22 protein-coding genes and 1 pseudogene are annotated in these 20,807 nt (G+C 58.8%); 9 read left to right on the forward strand and 14 right to left on the reverse strand.

Features of this window, described 5'->3' with window-relative positions; translation table 11 throughout:
• Position 1: 1 nt before the first annotated feature.
• The 4 genes from AC1D0O_RS20610 (at position 2) to AC1D0O_RS20625 (ending at position 4,966) form a co-directional block, all read left to right on the forward strand.
• The gene (locus AC1D0O_RS20610; protein WP_477655355.1) at positions 2-940 is read left to right on the forward strand and encodes an electron transfer flavoprotein subunit alpha/FixB family protein; all 939 of its coding nucleotides are present in this window, start codon (positions 2-4) and stop codon (positions 938-940) included.
• Complete coding sequence (locus tag AC1D0O_RS20615; RefSeq protein WP_477655356.1) at positions 937-2,058, forward strand: aminomethyl transferase family protein; 1,122 nt, start codon at positions 937-939, stop codon at positions 2,056-2,058. Before AC1D0O_RS20610 ends, AC1D0O_RS20615 begins: the two co-directional genes overlap by 4 nt.
• 64 nt (positions 2,059-2,122) lie before the next feature.
• Positions 2,123-3,415 (forward strand): D-amino acid dehydrogenase, encoded by a 1,293-nt coding sequence (locus tag AC1D0O_RS20620; protein ID WP_477655357.1) that lies wholly within the window; start codon positions 2,123-2,125, stop codon positions 3,413-3,415.
• 423 nt (positions 3,416-3,838) lie between these two features.
• A complete protein-coding gene (locus AC1D0O_RS20625) occupies positions 3,839-4,966 on the forward strand; it encodes an ABC transporter substrate-binding protein (RefSeq protein ID WP_477655358.1) in 1,128 nt (375 codons plus the stop codon).
• 14 nt (positions 4,967-4,980) lie between these two features.
• On the opposite strand, the gene AC1D0O_RS20630 is transcribed toward AC1D0O_RS20625, so the two are convergent.
• The 11 genes from AC1D0O_RS20630 to AC1D0O_RS20680 form a co-directional block, all read right to left on the reverse strand.
• Positions 4,981-5,211, reverse strand: a complete 231-nt coding sequence (locus AC1D0O_RS20630; protein ID WP_477655359.1) for a hypothetical protein — start codon at positions 5,209-5,211, stop codon at positions 4,981-4,983.
• Between the two features lie 67 nt (positions 5,212-5,278).
• Positions 5,279-6,118, reverse strand: a complete 840-nt coding sequence (locus AC1D0O_RS20635; RefSeq protein WP_477655360.1) for an IclR family transcriptional regulator — start codon at positions 6,116-6,118, stop codon at positions 5,279-5,281.
• Between the two features lie 129 nt (positions 6,119-6,247).
• Positions 6,248-7,525, reverse strand: coding sequence for a fumarylacetoacetase (gene fahA / locus AC1D0O_RS20640; RefSeq protein ID WP_477655361.1), 1,278 nt, complete (start codon positions 7,523-7,525; stop codon positions 6,248-6,250).
• Entirely contained in the window at positions 7,522-8,826 is a 1,305-nt protein-coding gene (gene hmgA / locus AC1D0O_RS20645) for a homogentisate 1,2-dioxygenase (RefSeq protein ID WP_477655362.1), read from the reverse strand. The genes fahA (AC1D0O_RS20640) and hmgA overlap by 4 nt, the downstream gene beginning before the upstream one ends.
• 4 nt (positions 8,827-8,830) lie before the next feature.
• Positions 8,831-9,811, reverse strand: coding sequence for a Bug family tripartite tricarboxylate transporter substrate binding protein (locus AC1D0O_RS20650; RefSeq protein WP_477655363.1), 981 nt, complete (start codon positions 9,809-9,811; stop codon positions 8,831-8,833).
• Positions 9,812-9,836: 25 nt separating this feature from the next.
• Positions 9,837-10,037, reverse strand: a complete 201-nt coding sequence (locus AC1D0O_RS20655) for a DUF2783 domain-containing protein (RefSeq protein ID WP_477655364.1) — start codon at positions 10,035-10,037, stop codon at positions 9,837-9,839.
• Positions 10,038-10,046: 9 nt separating this feature from the next.
• On the reverse strand, positions 10,047-11,753 hold the full coding sequence (locus AC1D0O_RS20660) for an FAD-dependent oxidoreductase (protein ID WP_477655365.1): 1,707 nt from the start codon (positions 11,751-11,753) through the stop codon (positions 10,047-10,049).
• 31 nt (positions 11,754-11,784) lie between these two features.
• Entirely contained in the window at positions 11,785-12,744 is a 960-nt protein-coding gene (locus tag AC1D0O_RS20665; RefSeq protein ID WP_477655366.1) for an MBL fold metallo-hydrolase, read from the reverse strand.
• A 1,015-nt stretch (positions 12,745-13,759) separates the two neighbouring features.
• Positions 13,760-14,053, reverse strand: coding sequence for a YciI family protein (locus AC1D0O_RS20670; RefSeq protein ID WP_477655367.1), 294 nt, complete (start codon positions 14,051-14,053; stop codon positions 13,760-13,762).
• Between the two features lie 24 nt (positions 14,054-14,077).
• Positions 14,078-14,671: a TetR/AcrR family transcriptional regulator gene (locus AC1D0O_RS20675; RefSeq protein ID WP_477655368.1), complete on the reverse strand. Its 594-nt coding sequence runs from the start codon at positions 14,669-14,671 to the stop codon at positions 14,078-14,080.
• Positions 14,672-14,727: 56 nt separating this feature from the next.
• On the reverse strand, positions 14,728-15,312 hold the full coding sequence (locus AC1D0O_RS20680; RefSeq protein WP_477655369.1) for a peroxiredoxin-like family protein: 585 nt from the start codon (positions 15,310-15,312) through the stop codon (positions 14,728-14,730).
• Positions 15,313-15,365: 53 nt separating this feature from the next.
• Between AC1D0O_RS20680 and AC1D0O_RS20685 the strand changes: the two genes are divergently transcribed.
• The 3 genes from AC1D0O_RS20685 (at position 15,366) to AC1D0O_RS20695 (ending at position 17,043) form a co-directional block, all read left to right on the forward strand.
• A complete protein-coding gene (locus AC1D0O_RS20685; RefSeq protein ID WP_477655370.1) occupies positions 15,366-16,127 on the forward strand; it encodes a helix-turn-helix transcriptional regulator in 762 nt (253 codons plus the stop codon).
• A 59-nt stretch (positions 16,128-16,186) separates the two neighbouring features.
• On the forward strand, positions 16,187-16,459 hold the full coding sequence (locus tag AC1D0O_RS20690) for a TfoX/Sxy family protein (protein WP_477655371.1): 273 nt from the start codon (positions 16,187-16,189) through the stop codon (positions 16,457-16,459).
• 83 nt (positions 16,460-16,542) lie between these two features.
• A complete protein-coding gene (locus AC1D0O_RS20695; protein WP_477655372.1) occupies positions 16,543-17,043 on the forward strand; it encodes a GFA family protein in 501 nt (166 codons plus the stop codon).
• 249 nt (positions 17,044-17,292) lie between these two features.
• Here AC1D0O_RS20695 and AC1D0O_RS20700 read toward each other — a convergent pair whose 3' ends face one another.
• Positions 17,293-17,952: an O-methyltransferase gene (locus tag AC1D0O_RS20700; protein WP_477655373.1), complete on the reverse strand. Its 660-nt coding sequence runs from the start codon at positions 17,950-17,952 to the stop codon at positions 17,293-17,295.
• Positions 17,953-18,079: 127 nt separating this feature from the next.
• Here AC1D0O_RS20700 and AC1D0O_RS20705 point away from each other — a divergent pair, with 127 nt between their 5' ends.
• Positions 18,080-18,745 (forward strand): TetR/AcrR family transcriptional regulator, encoded by a 666-nt coding sequence (locus AC1D0O_RS20705; RefSeq protein ID WP_477655374.1) that lies wholly within the window; start codon positions 18,080-18,082, stop codon positions 18,743-18,745.
• 83 nt (positions 18,746-18,828) lie between these two features.
• Positions 18,829-18,939 (forward strand): annotated as a pseudogene (locus AC1D0O_RS20710) (XRE family transcriptional regulator); the annotation flags it as partial.
• Positions 18,940-18,945: 6 nt separating this feature from the next.
• Here AC1D0O_RS20710 and AC1D0O_RS20715 read toward each other — a convergent pair.
• Together AC1D0O_RS20715 and fahA (AC1D0O_RS20720) are read right to left on the reverse strand one after the other, a co-directional pair.
• A complete protein-coding gene (locus tag AC1D0O_RS20715) occupies positions 18,946-19,365 on the reverse strand; it encodes an ester cyclase (protein ID WP_477655375.1) in 420 nt (139 codons plus the stop codon).
• Between the two features lie 110 nt (positions 19,366-19,475).
• Positions 19,476-20,798 carry a fumarylacetoacetase gene (gene fahA, locus AC1D0O_RS20720; RefSeq protein ID WP_477655376.1) on the reverse strand — a complete coding sequence of 441 codons (1,323 nt, stop codon included), beginning with the start codon at positions 20,796-20,798 and terminating at the stop codon, positions 19,476-19,478.
• Positions 20,799-20,807: the final 9 nt, after the last annotated feature.

The following is a 20,807-nucleotide window of genomic DNA, read 5'->3' on the forward strand; positions in this document are numbered from 1 at the left end:
TATGGCAGTACTCGTTCTTGCGGAACACGACGATATGTCCATCAAGGCCTCCACCCTCAATACCGTAACTGCTGCGCTGGCATGCGACCCCATAGTCCATGTGCTAATAGCCGGCGGAACGGGCGCGGCTGCCGCCGCGACCGCCGCCGCGCAAATCGTTGGGGTCGCCAAAGTAGTGCTCGCTGAGGGCGAGAGCCTGGCCCATGGGCTCGCGGAAAACGTTGCATTGCAGGTCGTTGGGATCGCTAGTAGCTATACACATCTGCTGTTTCCCGCAACGCCTGCGGGAAAGAACATTGCGCCGCGGGTGGCAGCGCTGCTAGATGTGGCGCAGATTAGTGACGTCACAAAAGTCGTCAGTTCTGATACGTTCGAGCGTCCTATCTACGCTGGCAATGCTGTCGCCACCGTGAAGAGTATCGACGCCACCAAAGTAGTTACCGTGCGGACTACCGCATTTGGGGAGGCATCGGGCGGAGGTGTACCAGCTGTAGTTGAGCTCCTCAAGGCTGTGGCCGATAGTGGTGGCTCGCGTTTTATAGGCAATGAAATCGAAAAGAGCGATCGACCGGACCTCACATCGGCAAGGATTGTTGTGGCAGGTGGGCGTGGCCTGGGTAGCGTCGAGAAATTTCGCGAAGTGCTCACTCCGCTGGCCGATAGCCTCGGTGCCGCGCTAGGCGCAAGTCGCGCGGCGGTTGACGCGGGCTACGCTCCAAATGACTGGCAAGTAGGGCAAACCGGCAAGATCGTCGCACCGGATTTGTACATTGCCTGTGGCATTAGCGGCGCGATTCAACATTTGGCCGGCATGAAGGATTCAAAGGTGATTGTGGCAATTAATCGAGATCCGGAAGCGCCTATTTTTGGCGTGGCCGACTACGGACTGCAAGCCGATCTTTTTGAGGCCGTTCCTGATTTCATAAAGGCACTGCAATGAACAAACACACTCCCTACTTTCACAAGTTAACTGCGGCGGGCGCCAAATTTCAAGACCGCGGTGGCTTCGCGACAATTAATTTTCTTACCTCTATCGAGGACGAACACAACGCGGTGCGCCAGCGTGTTGGCATGTTCGACGTCTACTACCAGGTTGGCGTGGAGATCAAAGGGCGGGATGCAGAAAGGTTGCTGCAACGCGCGCTGGTCAACGATGTCCGGAGAATGTTTGATGGCGGCGTGCTATACAGCTCTGTGTGTAATGAGGACGGAGGCATTGTTGATGACCTCACATGTTTTCGGTTTAATAGGGACCGCTTCTGGCTATCTCCCACGCCATCACGCGTCCAAGCAGTGGTCGAGTTCTTGGAACGCCATATCGGAACCTTGAATGCAACGGTCACAAATCTTGGTTATTCCAATGCCTACCTCTCTATTCAAGGGCCCCGTTCCCGCGACTTGTTGGCGAAACTCACCGAAGCTGACCTGTCGACTGCCAATCTTCCCTACTTCAGTTTTACGCGGGGCACTGTTGCGAAAGTCCCTGGAACGGTTATCTCCCGGACAGGATATTCAGGCGAACTCGGGTACGAACTCTTCTATCCGGTCGAGTACGCCGAGCACGTCTGGGACGCTGTTTTGGCCGCGGGCGAGGAGTGGGGAATCCGCGTGTGTGGGATGAAAACCATGAGGTCGCTTCGCATCGAAAAAAAGTATGTTCTTTATGGGCTCGATATCACTACAGAGACCGATCCAATCTCGGCAGATTTGGGTTGGACCATAAGATTCGACGATCGTGATTTCGTTGGTCGGCAGGCATTGGAGGCTATCAAAGAGAAAGGCCCCACCACCCGATTGTGTCTGCTCGATGCGGGCGGCATGTATCCCATCGTCCATGGTGAAGTGGTTCTGTCAGCAGGGGAGCGCGTGTCGACGGTTACGTCCGGCGACCCAGGCTTCTTTCTTAAGAAGACCTTCGCTTTCGCGCATCTGCCGGTAGCCCTTGCCGCTGAAGGCACAAAGGTGCAGATCGTCGTGAAAGATCGCGTTGAACCAGTGAATGCAACCGTTGTTCGTAAGGCACCTTACGACCCAGATCGACTTCGTGCATCAGTATAAGAGACGAAATAATGACCAAGTTTCGCTCCACGAATGACGGTTGTTCTACCTCCGCCTCAGCATCATGAGAATTTTGATCTTGGGTAGTGGAGTGATTGGCACGTCCGTGGCGTACTATGCCGCGAAGCAAGGTCATGACGTAGCTGTCATTGATCGCCAGGATGGACCTGGCTTAGAGACAAGTTTTGCGAATGCTGGTGAGGTATCGCCGGGGTATTCCGCACCGTGGGCAGGTCCCGGTGTGCCACTTAAAGCCCTCAAGTGGATGCTGATGAAGCACAGCCCATTGGTCGTACAGCCGACGCTTGATCCCGCGATGTGGCGTTGGATGTTTGCAATGCTGCGTAATTGCACGCAAGAGCGATATGAGGTTAACAAAAGTCGTATGGTTCGGCTTGCAGAATATAGCCGCGACTGCCTCAAGGAACTGCGATCAGACATCGGTGTTTCCTACGACGAGCGCATGCAGGGAACCGTGCAACTATTTAGGACTCAGAAGCAATTAGACGGCGCTGCATTAGATGTTGCAATCTTGCGTGAGCAAGGCGTGATTCATGAATTGTTAGATCGCGATGGCGTGTTAAAACATGAGCCTGGCCTGAGTAGCGCGCGTGAAAAATTCGTGGGGGCATTGCGGTTGCCTGGGGATGAGACGGGCGACTGCTTGAAATTCACTCGGTCGCTGGCGGCTCGCGCTGCCGAGTTAGGCGTGAAATTCCATTATGGCGTCCGCGTAAGCGCGATTGACGTTGACGACCGTCGTGTAGTCGGGGTTAGTACAGACGCGGGTACGTTTAGCGCGGACGCCTATGTTCTGGCACTTGGCAGCTATGCCACGAACATACTTCGACCCATCGGCGTCAGCGTTCCAGTTTACCCGGTTAAGGGCTATTCCATTACCGTCGGCATCACGGATGAGAACCGCGCTCCGCAATCCACAGTTATGGACGAAACGTTCAAGGTCGCGGTGACCCGCCTGGGGGACCGGATACGAGTGGGCGGCACGGCCGAACTCGCTGGCTACGATTTGAGCTTGCATGGAAAGAGGCGAGCCACGCTGGCGCATGTTGTAAACGACTTGTTCCCAGGCGCCGGCGATCTTTCCGCGGCGACATTCTGGTGCGGTCTAAGGCCAATGACGCCGGACGGGACCCCGATCATTGGGTCGACACGCTATAGCAATCTACAGTTGAGTCTTGGCCACGGCACGTTGGGGTGGACCATGGCTGCCGGTACGGGGCGTGTGCTGGCGGACATCTTGTCAGGGCGTGCGCCCGAGATTGACATGAAGGGCCTTTCGATTGCCCGCTATGACGAATCCAATACGCCCATTCGCACGCGAGCTACGAGTTTGTAAGGGCGTTCAAATCAAAGCCTGCTCCTCGGACCATTTGGACGCGTTGCGTCATTAGGCTTCGATCTTGAGCATATCTTGTTGCTCCATTGCGCTATTGATGGGGTCGCATTCACTGACGGTGTGAACGCTGAGCCACTGTACGCTTGGACGCGTAAAGTTAATCTTGCGGAAACGTTAATTGTGCGGAAGCTCGCGGGCTATCCTTGGGTACGTGCGGAGTGACTGTTCCAGGCACAGCGAGGTGTTAATGGGCGTCGAAACCCGGCGCTGCACCTGCAGTTCACGCTCGCGTCATGCAACCTCGATTCTCATCGAGGGACTGATTTGAACTTTGGCAGCGTGTTACTTTTGTGAAGAAAACTTGTTGACAACGAAACAACAGTGGATGACACTTTGGTACTACGACTCACCGTAAGAGAGAACATGATGTCGAGATCGCTTTCGCTACTCCTTGCAGGGCTAGCAATCATTGGATTCGTTGAGGCTGCCCATTCTGCTGATGATCCCATCGTGCTAGGCCAGACGCTATCGCTCACTGGCGAGGCTGCTAAAACTGGAAATGCATTGTTGCGCGGCAGAGAAGCCTGTGTTGCGTGGGTCAACCGTCGCGGCGGCGTAGGCAAGCGGCCACTCAAGCTAGCCACGCGCGACGATGGAGGAGACCCTCGCCGTGCTGAGGGTAATCTTCGCGATCTGCTCGAGCGAGAGCGCGTCGTAGCGTTTCTGGGACCAATGGGCTCCGCGACTAACGAAGCTGTTCTTCCCTGGGCAACCGCGAATGGTGTCGCAGTGATTGCGCCTTTCGGTGGTGAGATTGGAAGTCGCGCCAAAGAGTGGGACAGTGTGTACTTCGTTACAGCTAATCAAAGTGTTGAAGCAGAACGCCTAGCATCGCATGTTTCAGTTTTGGCATTGACTCGGTTAGCCATTGTCCACTCGCTTGATGCCAATGGACGAGCCGCGTTAGTGGCCCTCGAAGAGGCTTTGGCAGTCGTCAACATTTCTCCAGTAGCAGTGTTGGCTGTAAAACCAGATGGCAGCGACGTAGCTTCCACGATGAAGGCACTCGGCTCCGCAAATGCGCACGCGGTCTTACTGGCAACGCACGGCACATCTACGACTGCAATGCTCCAGGCACTATCGAGCAAAGGAACGGGTGGCGTACTGCAAATCTACGGAATGTCGTCGTCCGCGAGTATGGCGGACCTTGCGACTCTTGGACAGGCTGCGCGAGGCTTTTCGATGACACAGGTTTTGCCTTCACCCCGCGATCCGCGATCGGCACTAGCAGCGCAGTTTCGAGAGGCTCTGCCTGATGCGGCGAACGCCGAGTCGTACGTCGAGTTGGAGGGGTGCGTATCAGTCCTAATTTCCGCGGAAGTGCTCAAACGCCGTTCGACTGAAATTTCCCGCGCAGGGGTGTCGCGCGCATTCAAGACTGCCGGTCTGGTCAGCGTCGGTGGCTTTGAGGTCGACTTCGCAAACCGCACTCGCGGATCCGCTTTCACCGACATTGTTCACATTGGCGCAGGTGGAAAAGCCGCTCGATAGAGAAGAGCTTATTTTCAAACTTCTTCAACCAACGCTTGACGTCGAAAACTCGGCCTCACTGCGTCAGGAAGGTTTCTTTGGCTCGTCCAGCTTTCTGTAGCCAAACGCGGGAAGAGAATTTTGGTCGTGCGCCGACAAACGGTGCCGCGGCATTCGTCGAAGCCGATGCGGCCTGTTCCTTCGCGCTCAAAGTAACCGCGCAAGATGATGGCTATCTCGCGCCCATAGGTCTGGGTGTGCAGCAATGTGTTTAACTATGAAAATTTAGAGGGCGCAACTTCGGAGGCAGTGCGCGTAAGTGGTTGATTTTGTTCAACCCGCAATGTCTGTATTTATGGTGATGTCCATCAAGGGGCGATGACCTAATTGCGCGGAAATCTCCGCTGCAGCACGCCTGACGGCGGCTGCCATCGGCGACGACCACGCGGAAGGCACATGGTCCTGATGACCGAGCAGGGTGATAACCAGTACGGGTTCACCGTCGTGGCCGAAAGTCGGCGCGCTGAATGCGTTGACACCGGGAATCGGGCGACCCACGGCACGCGCACAACCATGGCTGGCTAATTCGTCGCGTGCTGGTTGTAATTTCGTCCGGAGACTGGCTGCGGTCAAACGGGCAGCGGAGCCGTTCCCGCCTAGCGTATCACCGGCCAAGGCATCGGCGATACGTTCTGTGCGCAAAACGCCCGCGAACGCGCGGCCGGTAGCCGTGTCGAAGAGTGACATCACGGTTCCGGCGCGCATTGTCACGTGCAGCGGCTGTCGCGCGTCAATCATCCGTATCACCGTGGGTCCGAAGTTGCCCCAGACCGCCAGCGCGACGGCTTGCCCTGTGTCGGCAGCGAGGGCCTCGGCCACCGGCCCGGCTGCCTTCACGGGGTCGTATTGGTAAAGGGCGGTGAGCCCTAGCTGTAAGGCCGCCGGTCCAAGCGCATACCGGCCGGTGGCATTGTTTTGGCTCACCAGGCCCAGGCGGCCATAGCTCACGAGATAGGGGTGCGCGCGGGAAGGGGGTAAGGCCGCGCTTGCAGCCAAGTCCTTCAGGGACATCGGCTCCAACCGGTGGGCCAGCGCCAGCAGCAGACGTCCGCCCACTTCCACCGACTGAACTGCCCGTTGGGCCTTGTCTCCGCCATCTTCTTGTGTATCCATCCCTAAAATTTTAACAAATCGATTCGACAATGGCGAATTATTAAGCCTTGGTCATGCACACGTAAACCCTTGCCGGTTACATCTGCTACGCAGGTGAAGTCGTACACGGCGGTGTTGAATAGCATCCAGTCAGCAATGCGTGCGCGCCGGCAGGACGGTTCCGCGGCATTCGCCAAAGCCGATGCGGCGTGCACCTTCGCGCTCGCAGTAGCCGCGCAAGATGATGCAGTCGCCGTCCTCCAGAAATGTGCGTGTCTCGCCGTTAGCCAGACGGATCGGTTTTCTCCCGCCCTCGGAAAGTTCGAGCAGTGATCCAGCCTGATGGGCTTCGGGTCCCGACAGGGTGCCGGTACCGAGCAGGTCGCCTGACTGTAGGTTGCAACCATTGACGGTGTGGTGCGCAACCATCTGCGCGGCGGTCCAGTACGCGCCGTTGAAGTTGGAACTGACAAGACGTTCGCCGGAATGGCCGGTTTCGCGCATCTTCGGTGTCTGCAGCCACACTTCAAGCTGGATGTCGAATGCGCCAGCCTCTCGGTTCGCGGCCGAATCAAGGTACGGCAGAGGCGACGGATCGCCCACCGAACGAACGAAGGCGGTGCGGAACGGCGCGAGCGCTTCGGTGGTAACTATCCAGGGCGACAAGGTGCTGGCGAAGTTCTTCGAAAGAAAAGGCCCGAGTGGCTGGTACTCCCAAGGTTGGATATCACGCGCGGTCCAGTCGTTGAACAGGGCTATGCCGAAAATGTGCGCCTGGGCGTCCTGCATCGACACCGCCTCACCCCGCGCGTTCGGCGTGCCGATGAACACGCCGAGTTCGAGTTCGTAGTCGAGTCGGCGGGTTGGCCCCACCTGGGGCGTGTCAGTGTCCGCCGACTTGATCTGTCCGGTAGGGCGCGGGAACGATTCGCCGCTTACACCGATCGATGAGACACGACCGTGGTAGCCGATCGGCACCCACTTGTAATTTGGCAGCAATGGATTTTCGGGGCGGAACTGTTTGCCCACGGTGGTCGCATGATGGATGCTCGTGTAGAAGTCGGTGTAGTCACCGATTCGGCAGGGCAGTGCCATCTCGACGTCCGACTGGGCAACGAGGCAGGCACGCGCTTTCGCGTCCGCGTCGTTGCCGCGCAGGAAGGTTGAGATAGAGTGCCGCAGCCTTCGGCGCTCGTCTGGACTCGCTGCCATCAGCGTATTCATGTCATCGGTATCTATCAGCCCCGCGGCGGCAAGATCGAGAATCTGATTGCCGATGGCCACCCCAATACGAACCGATCCGGGCGCGTCTTTCGTGCGAAACCGACCAAAAGGAAGGTTCTGGATAGGGAATTCCGTGGCAGGGTCGTTGCCGGACTCGACCCAGGTCTTCAATGCCGGGTCGTTCGTGTCGTCGAGTTTGTTCATGGTTGATTTGGATTGAAGTGCTTGACCAGACCCTGCCAGCACCGGTAGTACTCGTGCTGCAGATCCGCTGATTCGACGGCGTGCGCGGTCGGGCGCCACACCAAGCGAGTTTCGAACATGAAGGCCATCGTGTTCTTGATGACGTCGGGCTTGGAGAGATCGGCGCGGCTCGCCTTTTCGAAGGTTTCAGCGTCCGGTCCATGACCACTCATGCTGTTATGCAGGCTCGCCCCGCCTGGTAGGAAACCCTCGGCCTTCGCATCATAGGCGCCATGCACCAAGCCCATGAATTCGCTGGCGACATTGCGGTGAAACCAGGGCGGGCGAAAGGTGTCCTGCATGGCCAGCGTGCGCGGTGGAAAGATCACGAAATCGATGTTGCTCACACCGGGAGTGTCGGATGCACTGTGCAGCACCAGGAAGATAGACGGATCGGGGTGGTCATAGGAGATCGAGCCGACCGCGTTGAAGCGGCGCAGGTCATACTTGTACGGCGCGCAATTGCCATGCCAAGCGACCACGTCGAGCGGTGAATGGTCCATCTGCGCCGACCACAACTCGCCCATGAACTTTCCGACCAGTTCGTGCGGGCCGTCGATGTCTTCGTAGGCGGCGACCGGCGTGAGAAAATCGCGCGGATTGGCCAATCCATTGGAGCCGATCGGTCCGAGATCGGGAAGCCTGAAGCTGGCACCGTAGTTCTCGCAGATGTATCCGCGCGCGGCCCCGTCTGGCAGTTCAAGCCTGAAGCGCACGCCGCGCGGGATCACAACGATCTCCTGCGGCTCAGCCTCCAGGGTCCCAAGCTCCGTGACAAACCGATGGCGACCGGCCTGCGGAACGAAGAGCATTTCGCCATCGGCGTTGTAGAAACTGCGGTCCTTCATCGATCGGTTCGCAGCGTACAGATGCGCCGCGCCACCGGTCTGAGCACTCGGGTCGCCATTGCCTGCCATCGTCACGATGCCTTCTACCAGGTCGGTTGGCGCTTGCGGCATCGGCAGTGGGTTCCAGCGCATCTGGTTCGGCGTCGAAGCTAGTTGCGAGAAGTCGCTGACGATGCGTCCTGCAAGCATGGGCTCGAACGGCGCGTGCATCGCCGACGGTCGGATGCGATACAGCCAGGATCGGCGGTTGTCGGCGCGAGGAGCGGTAAATGCGGTGCCGCTGAACTGCTCGGCGTAGAGGCCGTAAGGAGCGCATTGCGGCGAGTTGCGGCCGAGCGGCAGCGCGCCCGGCAGGGCCTCAGTCTCAAAGGAGTTGCCGAAGCCGCTCTGGTACCTCAGTCGTTCGATAGCCACGTGCTCAGTCCAGAGTGATGTTATTGGCCTGGATCAACTTACCCCAGCGTTCGCGTTCAGCTCGGGTGTACGCGGTCATCTGTGCCGGCGAACCGGGGAGTGCCTCTAACGCCAAGGCCTGGAAATTAGCCTTGACTGCCGTCGAGTTCAGCGCATCGACCAGTGCTTTGTTCAGCCGGCCCACGGTTTCCTTCGATGCGCCGGCAGGCACAACAAGGCCCTGCCAGGCGTAGGCTTCGAATCCCGTCAGCCCTTGCTCGGCCAGCGTCGGTATGTCGCCGAGCGTTGCGAGGCGCTTGGGGCTCGCTACACCTATCGCGCGCAGCTTTCCCCCTAAGATGTACTGCTGAACACTGGCGCTGTCCATGAAGCCGAAGGGCACCTGCCCGCCCATGAGGCCCAGGACGGCAGGTGCCGCTCCGCGATACGGCACGTGTGTCAGTTTCAGACCCGAGCGTTCGCGCAGCAGCTCGGTGGCGAGGTGGTGGGGACTGCCCGCGCCTGCGGAGGCATAGGTGACGCCGTCCGGGGCTGCCTTGACCCATTCGACGAACTCTTTGAAGTTCTTGACAGGCACGTTGGGGGCAACGACGAGAATCATCGGAAAACGAGCCAACATACCAACGGGCGCGAAATCCCTCTCTGAGTTGTATGGCAGCTTGGAGAACAACCACGGGTTCGCGGCCAGTGTCGCGAAGTCGGCGGTGAACATCACGTGGCTGGGATCCTTCGACCTGGCGACGTAGTCCGCAGCGATATTGGTCGCCGCACCCGGCTTGTTGCTGATCAAGATGGGTTGACCAAGGGTTTTGCTCATGGCCTCGGCGACAGAGCGCGCAACCGCGTCGGAGCCACCGCCCGCGGCGTAACCCACTACCCATTCGATAGGCCTTCCGTCCTGAGCCGAGACGGCGAAGGACGCCGTGAAAGATAGAAATGAAACGATGCCGATGGCGGCCCGCCGCATGAATTTGGATGTGAACATAATGGTCTCCGGTAAATGAGTGGGTTCAGGCTTGCTCGGCGCCCGTTCGGGCGACGACAAGGGCTCTCTGCAACACGTCCAGCGAGCCGATGTGGTTGGCAAGCAGCAGCACAAGGCGTGCGTTCAGTGCGTGACTGGCTGCACTGTCGAGGTCGCGGTGCGCTTCGATGAGCGCTTCATAGAAGTCGTCCGGCGCGTCGAGATGAGGTGTAGTTATCAATTCCATAGGGATTCCTCAGGTGATGGCCAGGGCGCGGTTGATTGCATCTTTGATCTGCGCAGCTGTCGGCTTGCGCCAGCGAGCGCAGACGTGTTGATCTGGGCGGAACAGGTAGGCAGTGCCCGGCTGCAGGTCGTACCGCTGCGTGAGCGTGCCTTCCGCGTCGATCAGAGATTGGCCGAGCGGATTCGCCGCCATTGCCACGCGTAGCACCTTCAATGTGGTGCCGCCTGCGTTCAGATCCTCGATCGAACGAACCAGTGCGTCGCCTTCCTCGCCCGCAGCGACCAGCGCCGTGAAGTCGGGGCCTAGCTCACGCAGCAACCAGCCGTTGCTGCCGTCTGGGCGCTTGACAGGGGCGTCTGCAGCTGCGGCTCCCGGCACCATGCGACCAGCGAAAGCTTCGACGTCGGGCGTGTTCAAGGCCGAGCCATGCAAGGTAGCCGGAACGGACAGTCGGCCGCTGTTGACCAGCGTGCGCGCAAATGGCTGCGTCTTCGACAACGCCAGCACCGCGTCGCGAAACAGGCGGCTGATCTCGCTCTTGGGCGTGATGAAGTCGGTAGCGCGCGTCGAATTGCGGATGTTCTCGTCGGCCGCATACTCCCGCTCGTCGGCGTAAGTATTCAGCAATGCGTCGGGTGCCTGGCCTTTGACTATCACGGCGAGTTTCCATGCCAGATTCTCCGCATCCTGCACGCCGGAATTCGCGCCGCGGGCGCCGAACGGTGAAACTCCATGCGCCGAATCGCCCGCAAAGATCACGCGTCCATGGCGGAAACGGTCCATTCGCAGGCAGGCGAACGTGTAGACGCTGGCCCATTCGAGCTCGAACTCCGCGTCCTTCATCATTGGTGAGTGCGCCAGCAGTGCCTTCACGCGTGGGATGATGTTTTCGGGCTTCTTCTCTTCATCAGGATTTGCATCCCAGCCGAGCTGAAAATCAATGCGCCAGACGCCGTCGGGCTGGCGGTGCAGCAGAACGCTCTGATTTGGATGAAAAGCTGGGTCGAACCAGAACCAGCGCTCGGCCGGCGCTTCGATGTTCATCTTGACGTCGGCAATCAGGAAGCGGTCGCGAAAAATCCGACCTTTGCTTTCCTGGCCGATCAGCTGCCGCACCGTCGAGCGGCCGCCATCGCAAGCGGCCACATAATCGGCTTCAAGCTGGTAGGGACCATCCGGGGTCTCCACTGTCAGGCTCACATAATCGTCGTGTTGCTCGACGCCTGCGACCTTGTTTTGCCAGCGAAGATCAATCAGCGGCAACTGGGCGGCGCGTTCGGCCAAATAGCCCTCGATGTAATACTGCTGAAGGTTGATGAAGGCCGGGTGCGCGTGTCCAGTCTCTGGTAGCAAGTCGAAGCTATAAACCTGCTCGTCTTTGAAGAACACCTTGCCGACGCTCCACGAGACGCCCTTGTCGACCATGCGGCCGCCGCAGCCAAGACGGTCGAATATCTCCAGCGTGCGCTTGGCAAAGCAAATGGCACGCGAACCGGTGGACAGCGTGTTGTCGTTGTCCAGCAGAACCACCGGGATCTGGCGCTGAGCGAGATCGATGGCCAGCGCCAGGCCGACGGGCCCCGCACCGACCACGACGACCGGACGTCGCACTGGCTGGGAGGCATCCTGATCCGGGTGGCGGATGTAGTCAAAGACCAGTTTCTGGTAGTCGATGTCGTTCTTCCTGGGTGCGGCGAGCTCATTGAATTGCTGCATAACGTTGTCTCCTGTCTCCTAGTCGTGCCGCTTAGCCTTCGAGCGTTTCCCACATCTGGCGATCACGATCGGCAGTCCAGATGCGGGGATCAGGGTACTGCGTGGCTTCGTCGTAGCAGCGTGTCACGTCGAACGGCATGCAGTGGTCAAAGATGACCCAGTGACCGTATTTCGGCTTGAGCTTGGCGAATGTTTCCTTGTAGACCGCGTTCAGGTCCTTGCCCTCAACCACGCCGGCTTCAACACTGGAGCGCACGTCAGCGATGAAATCGCCGGTGGCTTTGAGACCTGCTGAAACCTGCTCTTGGCCGACCAATGCGGGGCCGCGACCAGGAACCAGCGCGGCCGGCTTCAAGGCGGCGACGTTTTCAAGGGTTTTTGGCCAATCCTTGAAGTAGGCGTCGCCTGCGTACGGCGTGGCGTCGAACTCGACCAGGTCGCCGCTTAGCAGCACACGGTCCTTTGGAAGCCAGACGACCGTGTCGCCCTTGGTGTGGCCGCGACCGAGCTGAAGCAGTTGCACTTCGAGTTTGCCCAGCCACAGGGTCATCTTGCCAGTAAACGTCATGGTCGGCCAAGTCATTCCCGGCGGCACCGATTCGACGTTACTGAACAGGCGCGGGAAACGGCCAATCTCGCTGGCTTTGTCCTGCTCGCCGCGTTCAACGATCAAGTCATAGGTGTCCTGGCTGGCCAGTATCTGGTCCGGCTGATAGGCCGAGGCCCCCAGGACGCGAACCGCGTGATAGTGGGTCAGTACGACGTACTTGATCGGCTTGTCGGTGACCTCGCGGATACGCCTGATCACGTCCTGAGCCATCGAGGGCGTGGCCTGCGTGTCGGCTACCAACACGGCGTCGTCACCAATGATGATGCCGGTGTTCGGGTCGCCCTCCGCGGTGTACGCATAGGCGTGATCCGAAAGCTTGGTGAAGGTGACCTTTTTTTCTTCAAGGTCAGCCTGGGAAGCGAATTTCTTGGGCGTTGTCACGGGGACTCCTGTTTTTAAATTTGTCTAAACCAAATGAGTTCGAAATTATTAGACTAAAATTTGTCTATGTCAAACTAATTTGCAGAAATCGGCGTAAATGGGATTCGATGGAAAACTCGGATCAGACTTCAGTGCAATTCAACAGACAGTTCCGATTCTCAGAAGGCTGCATGGCTGCACGGCATCCTTCATATTCAGGATGGCGACCTGGAAGATGCCGAGTATTGGTACGGCAAGGCCAACCGGAACTTCCGTAGCCGCGGTAGTTGGATGAAGAGTTGCAGCGTTTCGAGGCAGAGTTAACCGCTTAGCACGGCGGAAAGCGGACCTGAGCGGCCGGGGGTGATCTGAGGTGCGCTGCCTGTTACAACTCCCGACAGACCTTATTCCTGCGCGGTAATATTTGCGCCACTTCGCCGAGCTTCCGACAGCCTTTTAAAACTTTCCACCACTCATGCTCTCCTGGGTGAAAGCCCGACAGACGTTATTCCCACGGAACAGCGCACTGCGAGGCTTGGTGGACGCTCACTTCGCGAAGCGAAGTTATGCGGCCACACAAACTTCTCCCCCGCAACCTGGCCAAGTCCGTCACCGTAGAGTGACGGATTTGGGACGGCACGAAGTGCCGTCGGCGAAGCCACCAGGTTTCTTGGTTTGGGGGACACTCACTTCGCGCAGCGAAGTTACGTGGCCACACAAACCTCCCCACCCCCCCGCAACTTGGCAAAGTCTGTGACCGTCGAATGACGGTCACAGGTGCGCGGCAGCGCACTGCGGGGTTTGGTGGACGCTTACTTCGCGTAGCGAAGTTACGCGGCCACACAAGCCTCGCAATCTTGCAAAGAGCGTGACTGTCGAATGACAGTCACAGGTGCGCGCCAGCGTACTGCACCTGCTCGGCGATCAACACGCGCAGATTGGTAAGGCAATCGGCGATTTCGACTATGCGACGGCGCTGTCGATGCTCGAATCTGCTTCGCAGATTTAGAGCTCTTCCAGGTATGAAAGTGGCTTCTCAGGCATGTTCCAGCAGGAATTGCAGGCGTTGTTCGGCCCTGTTAGGAGCCATCTCAGCGATCTCCGCCTCGACCACCTCTTCCGCAACAAAGGGATCGAGCGCCACGCGGGTTTCCAGCGCCTCACGCGTGGTCTTGTGTGCCAGGACCATGCCGCCCTGGTTGCCTGCAAGGCTGCCCGTCACGAGAAAGACGCCGTCTTCGAAGCCTTGATCGATCCATCGCTTGTGCCCGGCCATGTGGTGCGCGGCTTGGCTCTTATTGCTTGAGAACTTGAGAAAAATACAGAACATGAACGCTCCTGTTTGAAGAAGTGGCTAGCGCGAGCGACCTGAGACGGCCTTCTTTGGTTTCGCGCAGGACTGGACCCAGGCAGTCATGAGATTCACCTCCTGCCGCACGAAGTCCTTGTCGCGCACGGACTGTGCCAATACGGCAACGCCCTGGCTTCGCGCCAGGAGATGCAACGCAAGGGCATCCGCGTCTTTGCCGCGGCCCATTTCCTCGAACTGCCTTCGCAGCCACACGCGAAAGATATCCATGACGGCATTGGCTTCGTCCTGCCCCGGATGCTTGAGTTTTGCCAGTTCCATGCACAGGGTGCCAACCGGACACCCGTAGCGCATGATCTTGGACTGATTTCGTATCAGGAGGGCGACGAACAGCTCGACGCGGTCCTGGGCGCTTTTCCCCTCAGCCTCCCACTGCGCCAGCATCGCCCGCGCGCGTTCGAGCCGCTCAGCAACAACCGCCGTCAGGATTTCGTCCTTGGTCTTGAAGTGATGGTAGAAATTGCCTCGCGAGATATTCACGGCATCCGCGATATTCGAGAAAGAGGTGTGCTCGAACCCCTGTTCATAGAACAAGGTGTCTGCAGCCTGGATGATGCTGTCGCGGGTTGGCGTGGCCATGATTAGGATGGTTGACCTAGTAGTTCGAGCGATATTAGGATCGTCGTCCTAGATTGTCAAGCGCCGTCAACCGGATCCCCAAGGTATTCACCGCGGGCCGGGTAATCGTTCTTGATAACGAAATCCAGCGCTTGAACCAGTTCCCCGAAGTTCGGCCGTGCGAACGGCATCGACTGCACGGACAGCCAGTAGAGCGTTCGGTCGGGGCGCACCAGGAATACGCCAGGTTCGGAAAACAGCGCGGGCTCGTCAATGCCGATCGATGTCTTTCCTCGCGAAGTGGACAGATACAGCCCCCAGGCGCGAGCCTTGGCCAGCGATAAACCGTAGCCTATGCGCAGCTTGCTGGCCCCGATCTTTTCCGCCATCTGGCGTGCACGATCCTCGCTGTCGCCGCTCAGGGCCAGCACGCCCACGCCACGCTCGGAGAAGGCCTCGACCTTGCTTTCCAGCTCGCGCAGGTAGATCGCACAGACCGGACAGTGCAGGCCGCGGTAAAAGCAAAGCAGGGTGAACCGGGCCGAGGCTTCCTTCGCCAGATCAAAGGACTCCCCGGAGAGAGTTGGGACGACCAGCGAGGGGACGGGTTGTCGAGGTGTGAGCATGTCTTTCCTTTCGTAGTTGGTAGAGGTTTCAAGCATGGCAGACCTCATGCAACTAAAATTCCGAAATGCATGATTCAAAGTCCGGCTTTATGACTTCATCCACCCGCACCGACCGCCTCAGCGCATTTCTTGCCGCCTTCCCTCTTCAGGTACAACCGGTTGCCGACGATGGCGATACACGTGAGACGGCTCACCTGTTCCTGCTTGAAGGCGATATTGAGGGAGCGCGCCAGATCGTCTTTTGCAGCGCAGGCGCGTTGCGTCCACGCTCTCTGGGAACGGTCCTGATGGCGGCGGTGGTGAGATTTGGAGGTGACTCCAATCCACTTCTCCGATCTTTGCCGTCGGAAGTGGCGCTTGGCACGCAGGAAAATGAGCCCATCTGGGCGTTGGCGCGGCAACTGCTCTCTGAGGCGCAAGTGCCGCGTTGCGGGGGGCCCGCGGCGCTCGCGCGGCTGGGCGAGTTGCTGGTGCTGATGGTGTTGCGCCATGCTATCGATCAGGGAGCAACCCAGCCGGGTTTGCTGGCAGGGCTGGCCGATCCGCGGCTAAGGCATGCGCTGGGCGCGTTGCTGGAACAACCTGCGCATGCCTGGCGGATGGAGGACCTGGCGGAAATCAGCGCGCTATCACGGAGCCAGTTTATGCTTTCATTCCGTCGCACGCTGGGCATGACGCCGGGCACTTTTCTCACCGCCTGGCGCCTCACGCTTGCCCGCCGCCGGCTGCAGCAAGGCGCGCGCGTGAAAGTGGTTGCCGCATGGAGCGGCTATGCCAGTGCGGCGGCATTCAGCCGTGCTTACAGCCGGGCCTTTGGCCACGCGCCTGGAGGAGCGGTTTTCGACAAATAAGGATGCAAGAGAAATGCAGCAAGACTCGGGGAAACATTCCAACTCGGTAATGTCTTTTTATGACTGACGTGACATCGCTCTCCCTGCTGCCGAATCTCGGAGCAAAGTCTGCTCAGATGCTGCAAGCTTCGGGCATACAAACGCTTGGTGATCTGCGAACACTCGGATCTGTGGCTGCCTACGCGAGGGCCAAGGGTGCTGGCCAGCGTGTCTCTTTGAATCTTCTTTGGGCGCTGGAAGGGGCTCTCACGGGCGAGCGTTGGCAGGATGTCGCCCGCAACCACAGGACAAGCTTGCTGTTCGCCCTGGATGAATACGAGCGCAGGGAATAGATAGGGTGGGGGCCGCCAGACGGTCGGGCATTCGCAACTGAGTCGGGGTTGCAGTGGTTCAGGCACTGCGCATATTATTCAGCATGAACTACCCTGTCGAAGGCGGATGCGATTGCCGCTACATCCGGTATCGTCTGGCCACTGCGCCGATGATCGTCCACTGCTGCCATTGCCGCTGGTGCCAGCGCGAATCCGGCGCTGCGTTCGCGCTTAACGCGATGTACGAGGCCGATCGCGTTGCGCATCTTGGTGGTGAGCCTGAGTTGGTTGACACTCCGTCCGCGAGCGGCGCAGGCCAGAAGATCGCCAGATGCCCAAAGTGCCGTGTCGCGGTCTGGAGTCACTATGCCGGCTCCGGTCCGGTGACCAGGTTCGTTCGAGTCGGGACACTCGACGACCCAGACATGATGCCTCCGGATGTCCACATTTTCACCGGCTCGAAGCAGCCCTGGGTGACCATTCCTTCAGAGACGCCCGCCTTCGCTGAGTACTATGACCGCGAAGTGGTCTGGTCTGCCGAAGCCCTTGCACGTCGGAGAGACCTTCTACCGCAAATCGAGGCATATCAAGCTGCACGGCGTTGAGTCTCTTGAGATCACCGTCGACGTGAGAAGTCGTCCAGGCTTTGCTGGTATTCGAGGGGTCACTCAAGTGTTTACGACTTCAGTCTTTGTTGAATTCCGTCGAAATCTGACCCACTGGGGATGCGGACAATAACTTGGACTGGTATGTGCCGTAAGTCCAAGGTTCTCTCGGCTGACCGCCGAAAAGTCTGTCGGAGATTCGGCAGCTCGATGGTGCCATCGCGAGGATTCCCACTACGCATTGTTGACTTAGCCAAGCCGCATCGACAATTCCACGTCCTCGCCGAACGGCACGGACAGGTAGCCACTGCCGGGCGAACGCATCCGGGTTAGGTAGTCCGGGCTCTGGTCGGCGTTGTCGGCCACGATCAGCGCACCCGGCAAAAGGCGGCTCTCCACCAGGTCCAGGATGTCGCTGTAAAGCGCCTTGGCTCCGTCGAGCAGCAGCAGGTCGATGTTTTCGGGCAGATCGGTCGCGAGGGTATTCAGTGCATCGCCCTCGCGGATTTCCACCAAGTCGGCCAGGCCACCCTCGGCGAGATGTTCCCGCGCCCGCGCCACTTTAGAGGGTTCGAATTCGGTGCTGATCAGGTTGCCGCCGCCGTTGTCACGAAGTGCCGCAGCCAGGTGCAGAGTTGAAATACCAAACGAGGTGCCAAACTCGACGATGTTTGCAGCATTGGCATTGCGCGCCAGCATATAAAGCAGTGCGCCGGTTTCGCGCGAGACCGGAAGCCATAAATCTTTCAGAAGCCCATACAAACTCAAATATTCCGTCTTGCTTTGCATCAGGCGTTCCCGCTCTTCGCGCGAAACGCCTGCCATTGCCGGGCTGGTGGCGGCATCGGCCTGCGCGAATAGTCTGTCCAACAACGGGGCGAGCGGGGGAGAGGTAAGTGTTGCAATCATTAAATGTCCAATCTGGGGTGGGCGTTACGTAACGCGCGATAAAATGCGATCAATTCATCGCATTCATAGAATACGATGAATTCCTCGCATTTGCTATTCGCATTATTTTTGGACACGCCATGCCGCCATGACTGACCGCCAGATCCCTCAGATTTCCTCGAGAAAACAGCCCAAGCAGGCCCGCTCGACTGAACTCGTCGCTGCAATTCTGGAGGCGGCCACTCAGGTTCTGGCCAAGGAAGGAGCACATCGATTCACGACAGCGCGCGTCGCGGAAAAGGCCGGAGTTAGTGTCGGCTCGGTGTACCAGTACTTCCCAAATAAGGCGGCGATCCTATTCCGGCTGCAAAGCGACGAGTGGCAGCAGACGACAGACATGCTGCGCAGCATCCTGAAGGATTTTCAGAAGGCGCCGCTTGAAAGGCTGCGGGCACTGGTTCACGCCTTCATTCGATCGGAGTGCGACGAGGCTGGAATGCGGGTGGCGCTCAATGACGCTGCACCACTCTACCGCGAGGCACCTGAAGCACACGCGGCGAAGGCGTCGGGAGACCGAATTATTCAAGCCTTCATGCGGGAGGCGTTGCCCAAGGCGCCGCAGGTAACTCGTGTACTGGCCGGCGACCTGATTACCGCCACTCTCAGCGCTGCCGGAAAGGACTTTTCGGAAAGCAACCGCACAAACGCAGAGATCAAAGTCTACGCGGACGCAATGGCCGATATGTTCTGCGCCTACCTCAAGCATTTGCGTGCCGCTGAGTCGAAACGCCTGTTGAATTCCGTCGAAATCTGATCCACTTAGTGGAGTAATTTCCATCCAAAACTGACCCACGTTGGCACTACCCTGCTTGTTTTAAAAGCAGGGGAAATTTAGGAGTGATTGACGTGGCGACATTGAATGTCATCAGGCGTTGGGCATTGCGGGATCAGATGTCTATCCGCGAGATCTCAAGGCGTACAGGCCGAAACTCGCTCCGGCAGCACTTGGGGCGCTCAAGGCGACGGCACCGCACCGATTTGCTGTAACAAGCCAAGCATATCGGGCTGGCCGCGTTCTTCGACGAACTTACCGTTGGAGAGACGGTAGATATTCATGGCCTGCACCGCGATTTTCTTCCCTGTAGGCGGAACACCGAAGAACGTTCCTTGATGTGTGCCGCGCATCATGAACCGGGCGGCCACTTTGTCACCCTCGGCCACCATTTCTTCCAGGGTCCACTGGATGTCGGGGAAGCCCCCACGCATCATCCCAATGATTGCGAGATAACCGGCCGGGCCTCGCATTGGCTCCGGACTTCCCGGCACATGAAAGATCGCGTTCGGCGAGATGAGTTCTTCCGCCAATGTTTCGCTGGCGGTGTTGATGAACTCAACAAACCGCTGCATGGTGAGTTTGTTTGCTTCTGATGTCACGGTAATGCTCCTTTTATCGACGCTACTGGCGGTTCGACGTCCTAAGCGCTTGTGCCGAACAACGTACTGTATATCGCAAGGTTGAATTCCGTCGCACTTTGATCTATGACCTAATTGAGCAACGCGGGAAGCACCTCACCGCGGCACTCACCAAAGCCAATGCTTGCAGTGCCAGGTTTCTCGCACCAACCGCGCAGGGTGACGACATCGCCATCGTGCAGGAAGGCACGTTGCTCTCCGTTGCCGAGGTTCAGGGGGTCCCGTCCGCCCTTGGTCATCTCGATGATGGCTCCTTCCTCACCAGGTGCCGGGCCCGAGATGGTGCCGCTGCCCAGCAGGTCACCGCTTTGGAGGTTGCAGCCGCCCATGCTGTGCTGCGCAACCATCTGGGCGAAAGTCCAGTACTGGTGCTTGAAACTGGTGCGAGCCACACGGGTGGGTGCGTGGGCCGCGGCGCGTTGCAGGCCGCTCTCGATGAGCACATCAAGTTGAATGTCGAGCATGCCGCCCGCGAGATTGGCCGCACTGTTCAGATAAGCCAGGGGCTGAGGGTCACCCGCAGGACGGGAAAACGGCAGCCTGAAAGGCGCCAGTGCCTCCATGCTCACAATCCATGGTGAGATGCTGGTGCAAAAATTCTTTCCCAGAAACGGGCCGAGCGGCGCCATTTCCCAGAACTGGATGTCACGCGCCGACCAGTCGTTGAGCAGGCAGACACCGAAGATGTGCTCTTCGGCCTGCGCGATCGGGATGGGCTCGCCCATGGCGTTGCCCGGGCCGATAAAGATTCCAAGTTCCAGTTCGTAATCGAGCCTGCCGCAAGGGGCGTATACCGGTTCGGTTGTACCCGGTGGCATCATCTGCCCCATGGGGCGGCGAAACGGTGTACCACTGATGACCACGCTTGAGGCGCGCCCGTGATACGCGATGGGCAGCCATTGGAAGTTGGGCGTGAGCGGATCACTGTCCGGCCGGGCAATGCGACCCACATTGCGCGCATGGTGAATGGACGTGTAGAAGTCCGTGTAGTCTGCAATACGCGATGGCACCCGGTACTCCACGCTATCCTGGGACACCAGGCAGGCGCGTATGGCCTCCTGCTGCGGGGAGCTCGCATCTTCGCGCAGCAAGGCAAATAGCGCGTGGCGCAAACTGCTCCATGCGTTTGGGCCGAGCGCCATGAAATCGTTGAGTACGGACAAGGTACAAGCCTGGCATGCCTGCAGGGCCTGGCCGTGCAGCACACCACTGCGGCTCAGTGCCGCGAGGTCGATGACTTGCCCGCCGATGGCCACTCCGCCGCGATAGGCTTCTGCGCTGCCCTTTCGGCGAAAAACCGCATAGGGCAGGTTTTGGATAGGGAAATCCGTGTGGCCGTTGGCCTCTTCAAGCCAGCTTTGGGTCCTTGGAGCGTGGGTGTGGTTCAGGTCCATGGAAATGCC

Source organism: Polaromonas sp. P1_F2, assembly GCF_056405735.1.

Bases quoted from the DNA above. Each gene is read 5' to 3' on its own strand.
- AC1D0O_RS20615 (WP_477655356.1), top strand. From the start codon at position 937: ATGAACAAACACACTCCCTACTTTCACAAGTTAACTGCGGCGGGCGCC.
- AC1D0O_RS20635 (WP_477655360.1), bottom strand. From the start codon at position 6,118: ATGGATACACAAGAAGATGGCGGAGACAAGGCCCAACGGGCAGTTCAG.
- AC1D0O_RS20660 (WP_477655365.1), bottom strand. From the start codon at position 11,753: ATGCAGCAATTCAATGAGCTCGCCGCACCCAGGAAGAACGACATCGAC.
- AC1D0O_RS20650 (WP_477655363.1), bottom strand. From the start codon at position 9,811: ATGTTCACATCCAAATTCATGCGGCGGGCCGCCATCGGCATCGTTTCA.
- fahA (WP_477655376.1), bottom strand. From the start codon at position 20,798: ATGGACCTGAACCACACCCACGCTCCAAGGACCCAAAGCTGGCTTGAA.
- AC1D0O_RS20700 (WP_477655373.1), bottom strand. From the start codon at position 17,952: ATGATTGCAACACTTACCTCTCCCCCGCTCGCCCCGTTGTTGGACAGA.
- AC1D0O_RS20655 (WP_477655364.1), bottom strand. From the start codon at position 10,037: ATGGAATTGATAACTACACCTCATCTCGACGCGCCGGACGACTTCTAT.
- fahA (WP_477655361.1), bottom strand. From the start codon at position 7,525: ATGAACAAACTCGACGACACGAACGACCCGGCATTGAAGACCTGGGTC.
- AC1D0O_RS20675 (WP_477655368.1), bottom strand. From the start codon at position 14,671: ATGGCCACGCCAACCCGCGACAGCATCATCCAGGCTGCAGACACCTTG.
- AC1D0O_RS20670 (WP_477655367.1), bottom strand. From the start codon at position 14,053: ATGTTCTGTATTTTTCTCAAGTTCTCAAGCAATAAGAGCCAAGCCGCG.
- AC1D0O_RS20680 (WP_477655369.1), bottom strand. From the start codon at position 15,312: ATGCTTGAAACCTCTACCAACTACGAAAGGAAAGACATGCTCACACCT.
- AC1D0O_RS20690 (WP_477655371.1), top strand. From the start codon at position 16,187: ATGACTGACGTGACATCGCTCTCCCTGCTGCCGAATCTCGGAGCAAAG.
- AC1D0O_RS20625 (WP_477655358.1), top strand. From the start codon at position 3,839: ATGATGTCGAGATCGCTTTCGCTACTCCTTGCAGGGCTAGCAATCATT.
- AC1D0O_RS20610 (WP_477655355.1), top strand. From the start codon at position 2: ATGGCAGTACTCGTTCTTGCGGAACACGACGATATGTCCATCAAGGCC.
- AC1D0O_RS20620 (WP_477655357.1), top strand. From the start codon at position 2,123: ATGAGAATTTTGATCTTGGGTAGTGGAGTGATTGGCACGTCCGTGGCG.
- AC1D0O_RS20685 (WP_477655370.1), top strand. From the start codon at position 15,366: ATGACTTCATCCACCCGCACCGACCGCCTCAGCGCATTTCTTGCCGCC.
- AC1D0O_RS20695 (WP_477655372.1), top strand. From the start codon at position 16,543: ATGAACTACCCTGTCGAAGGCGGATGCGATTGCCGCTACATCCGGTAT.
- AC1D0O_RS20705 (WP_477655374.1), top strand. From the start codon at position 18,080: ATGACTGACCGCCAGATCCCTCAGATTTCCTCGAGAAAACAGCCCAAG.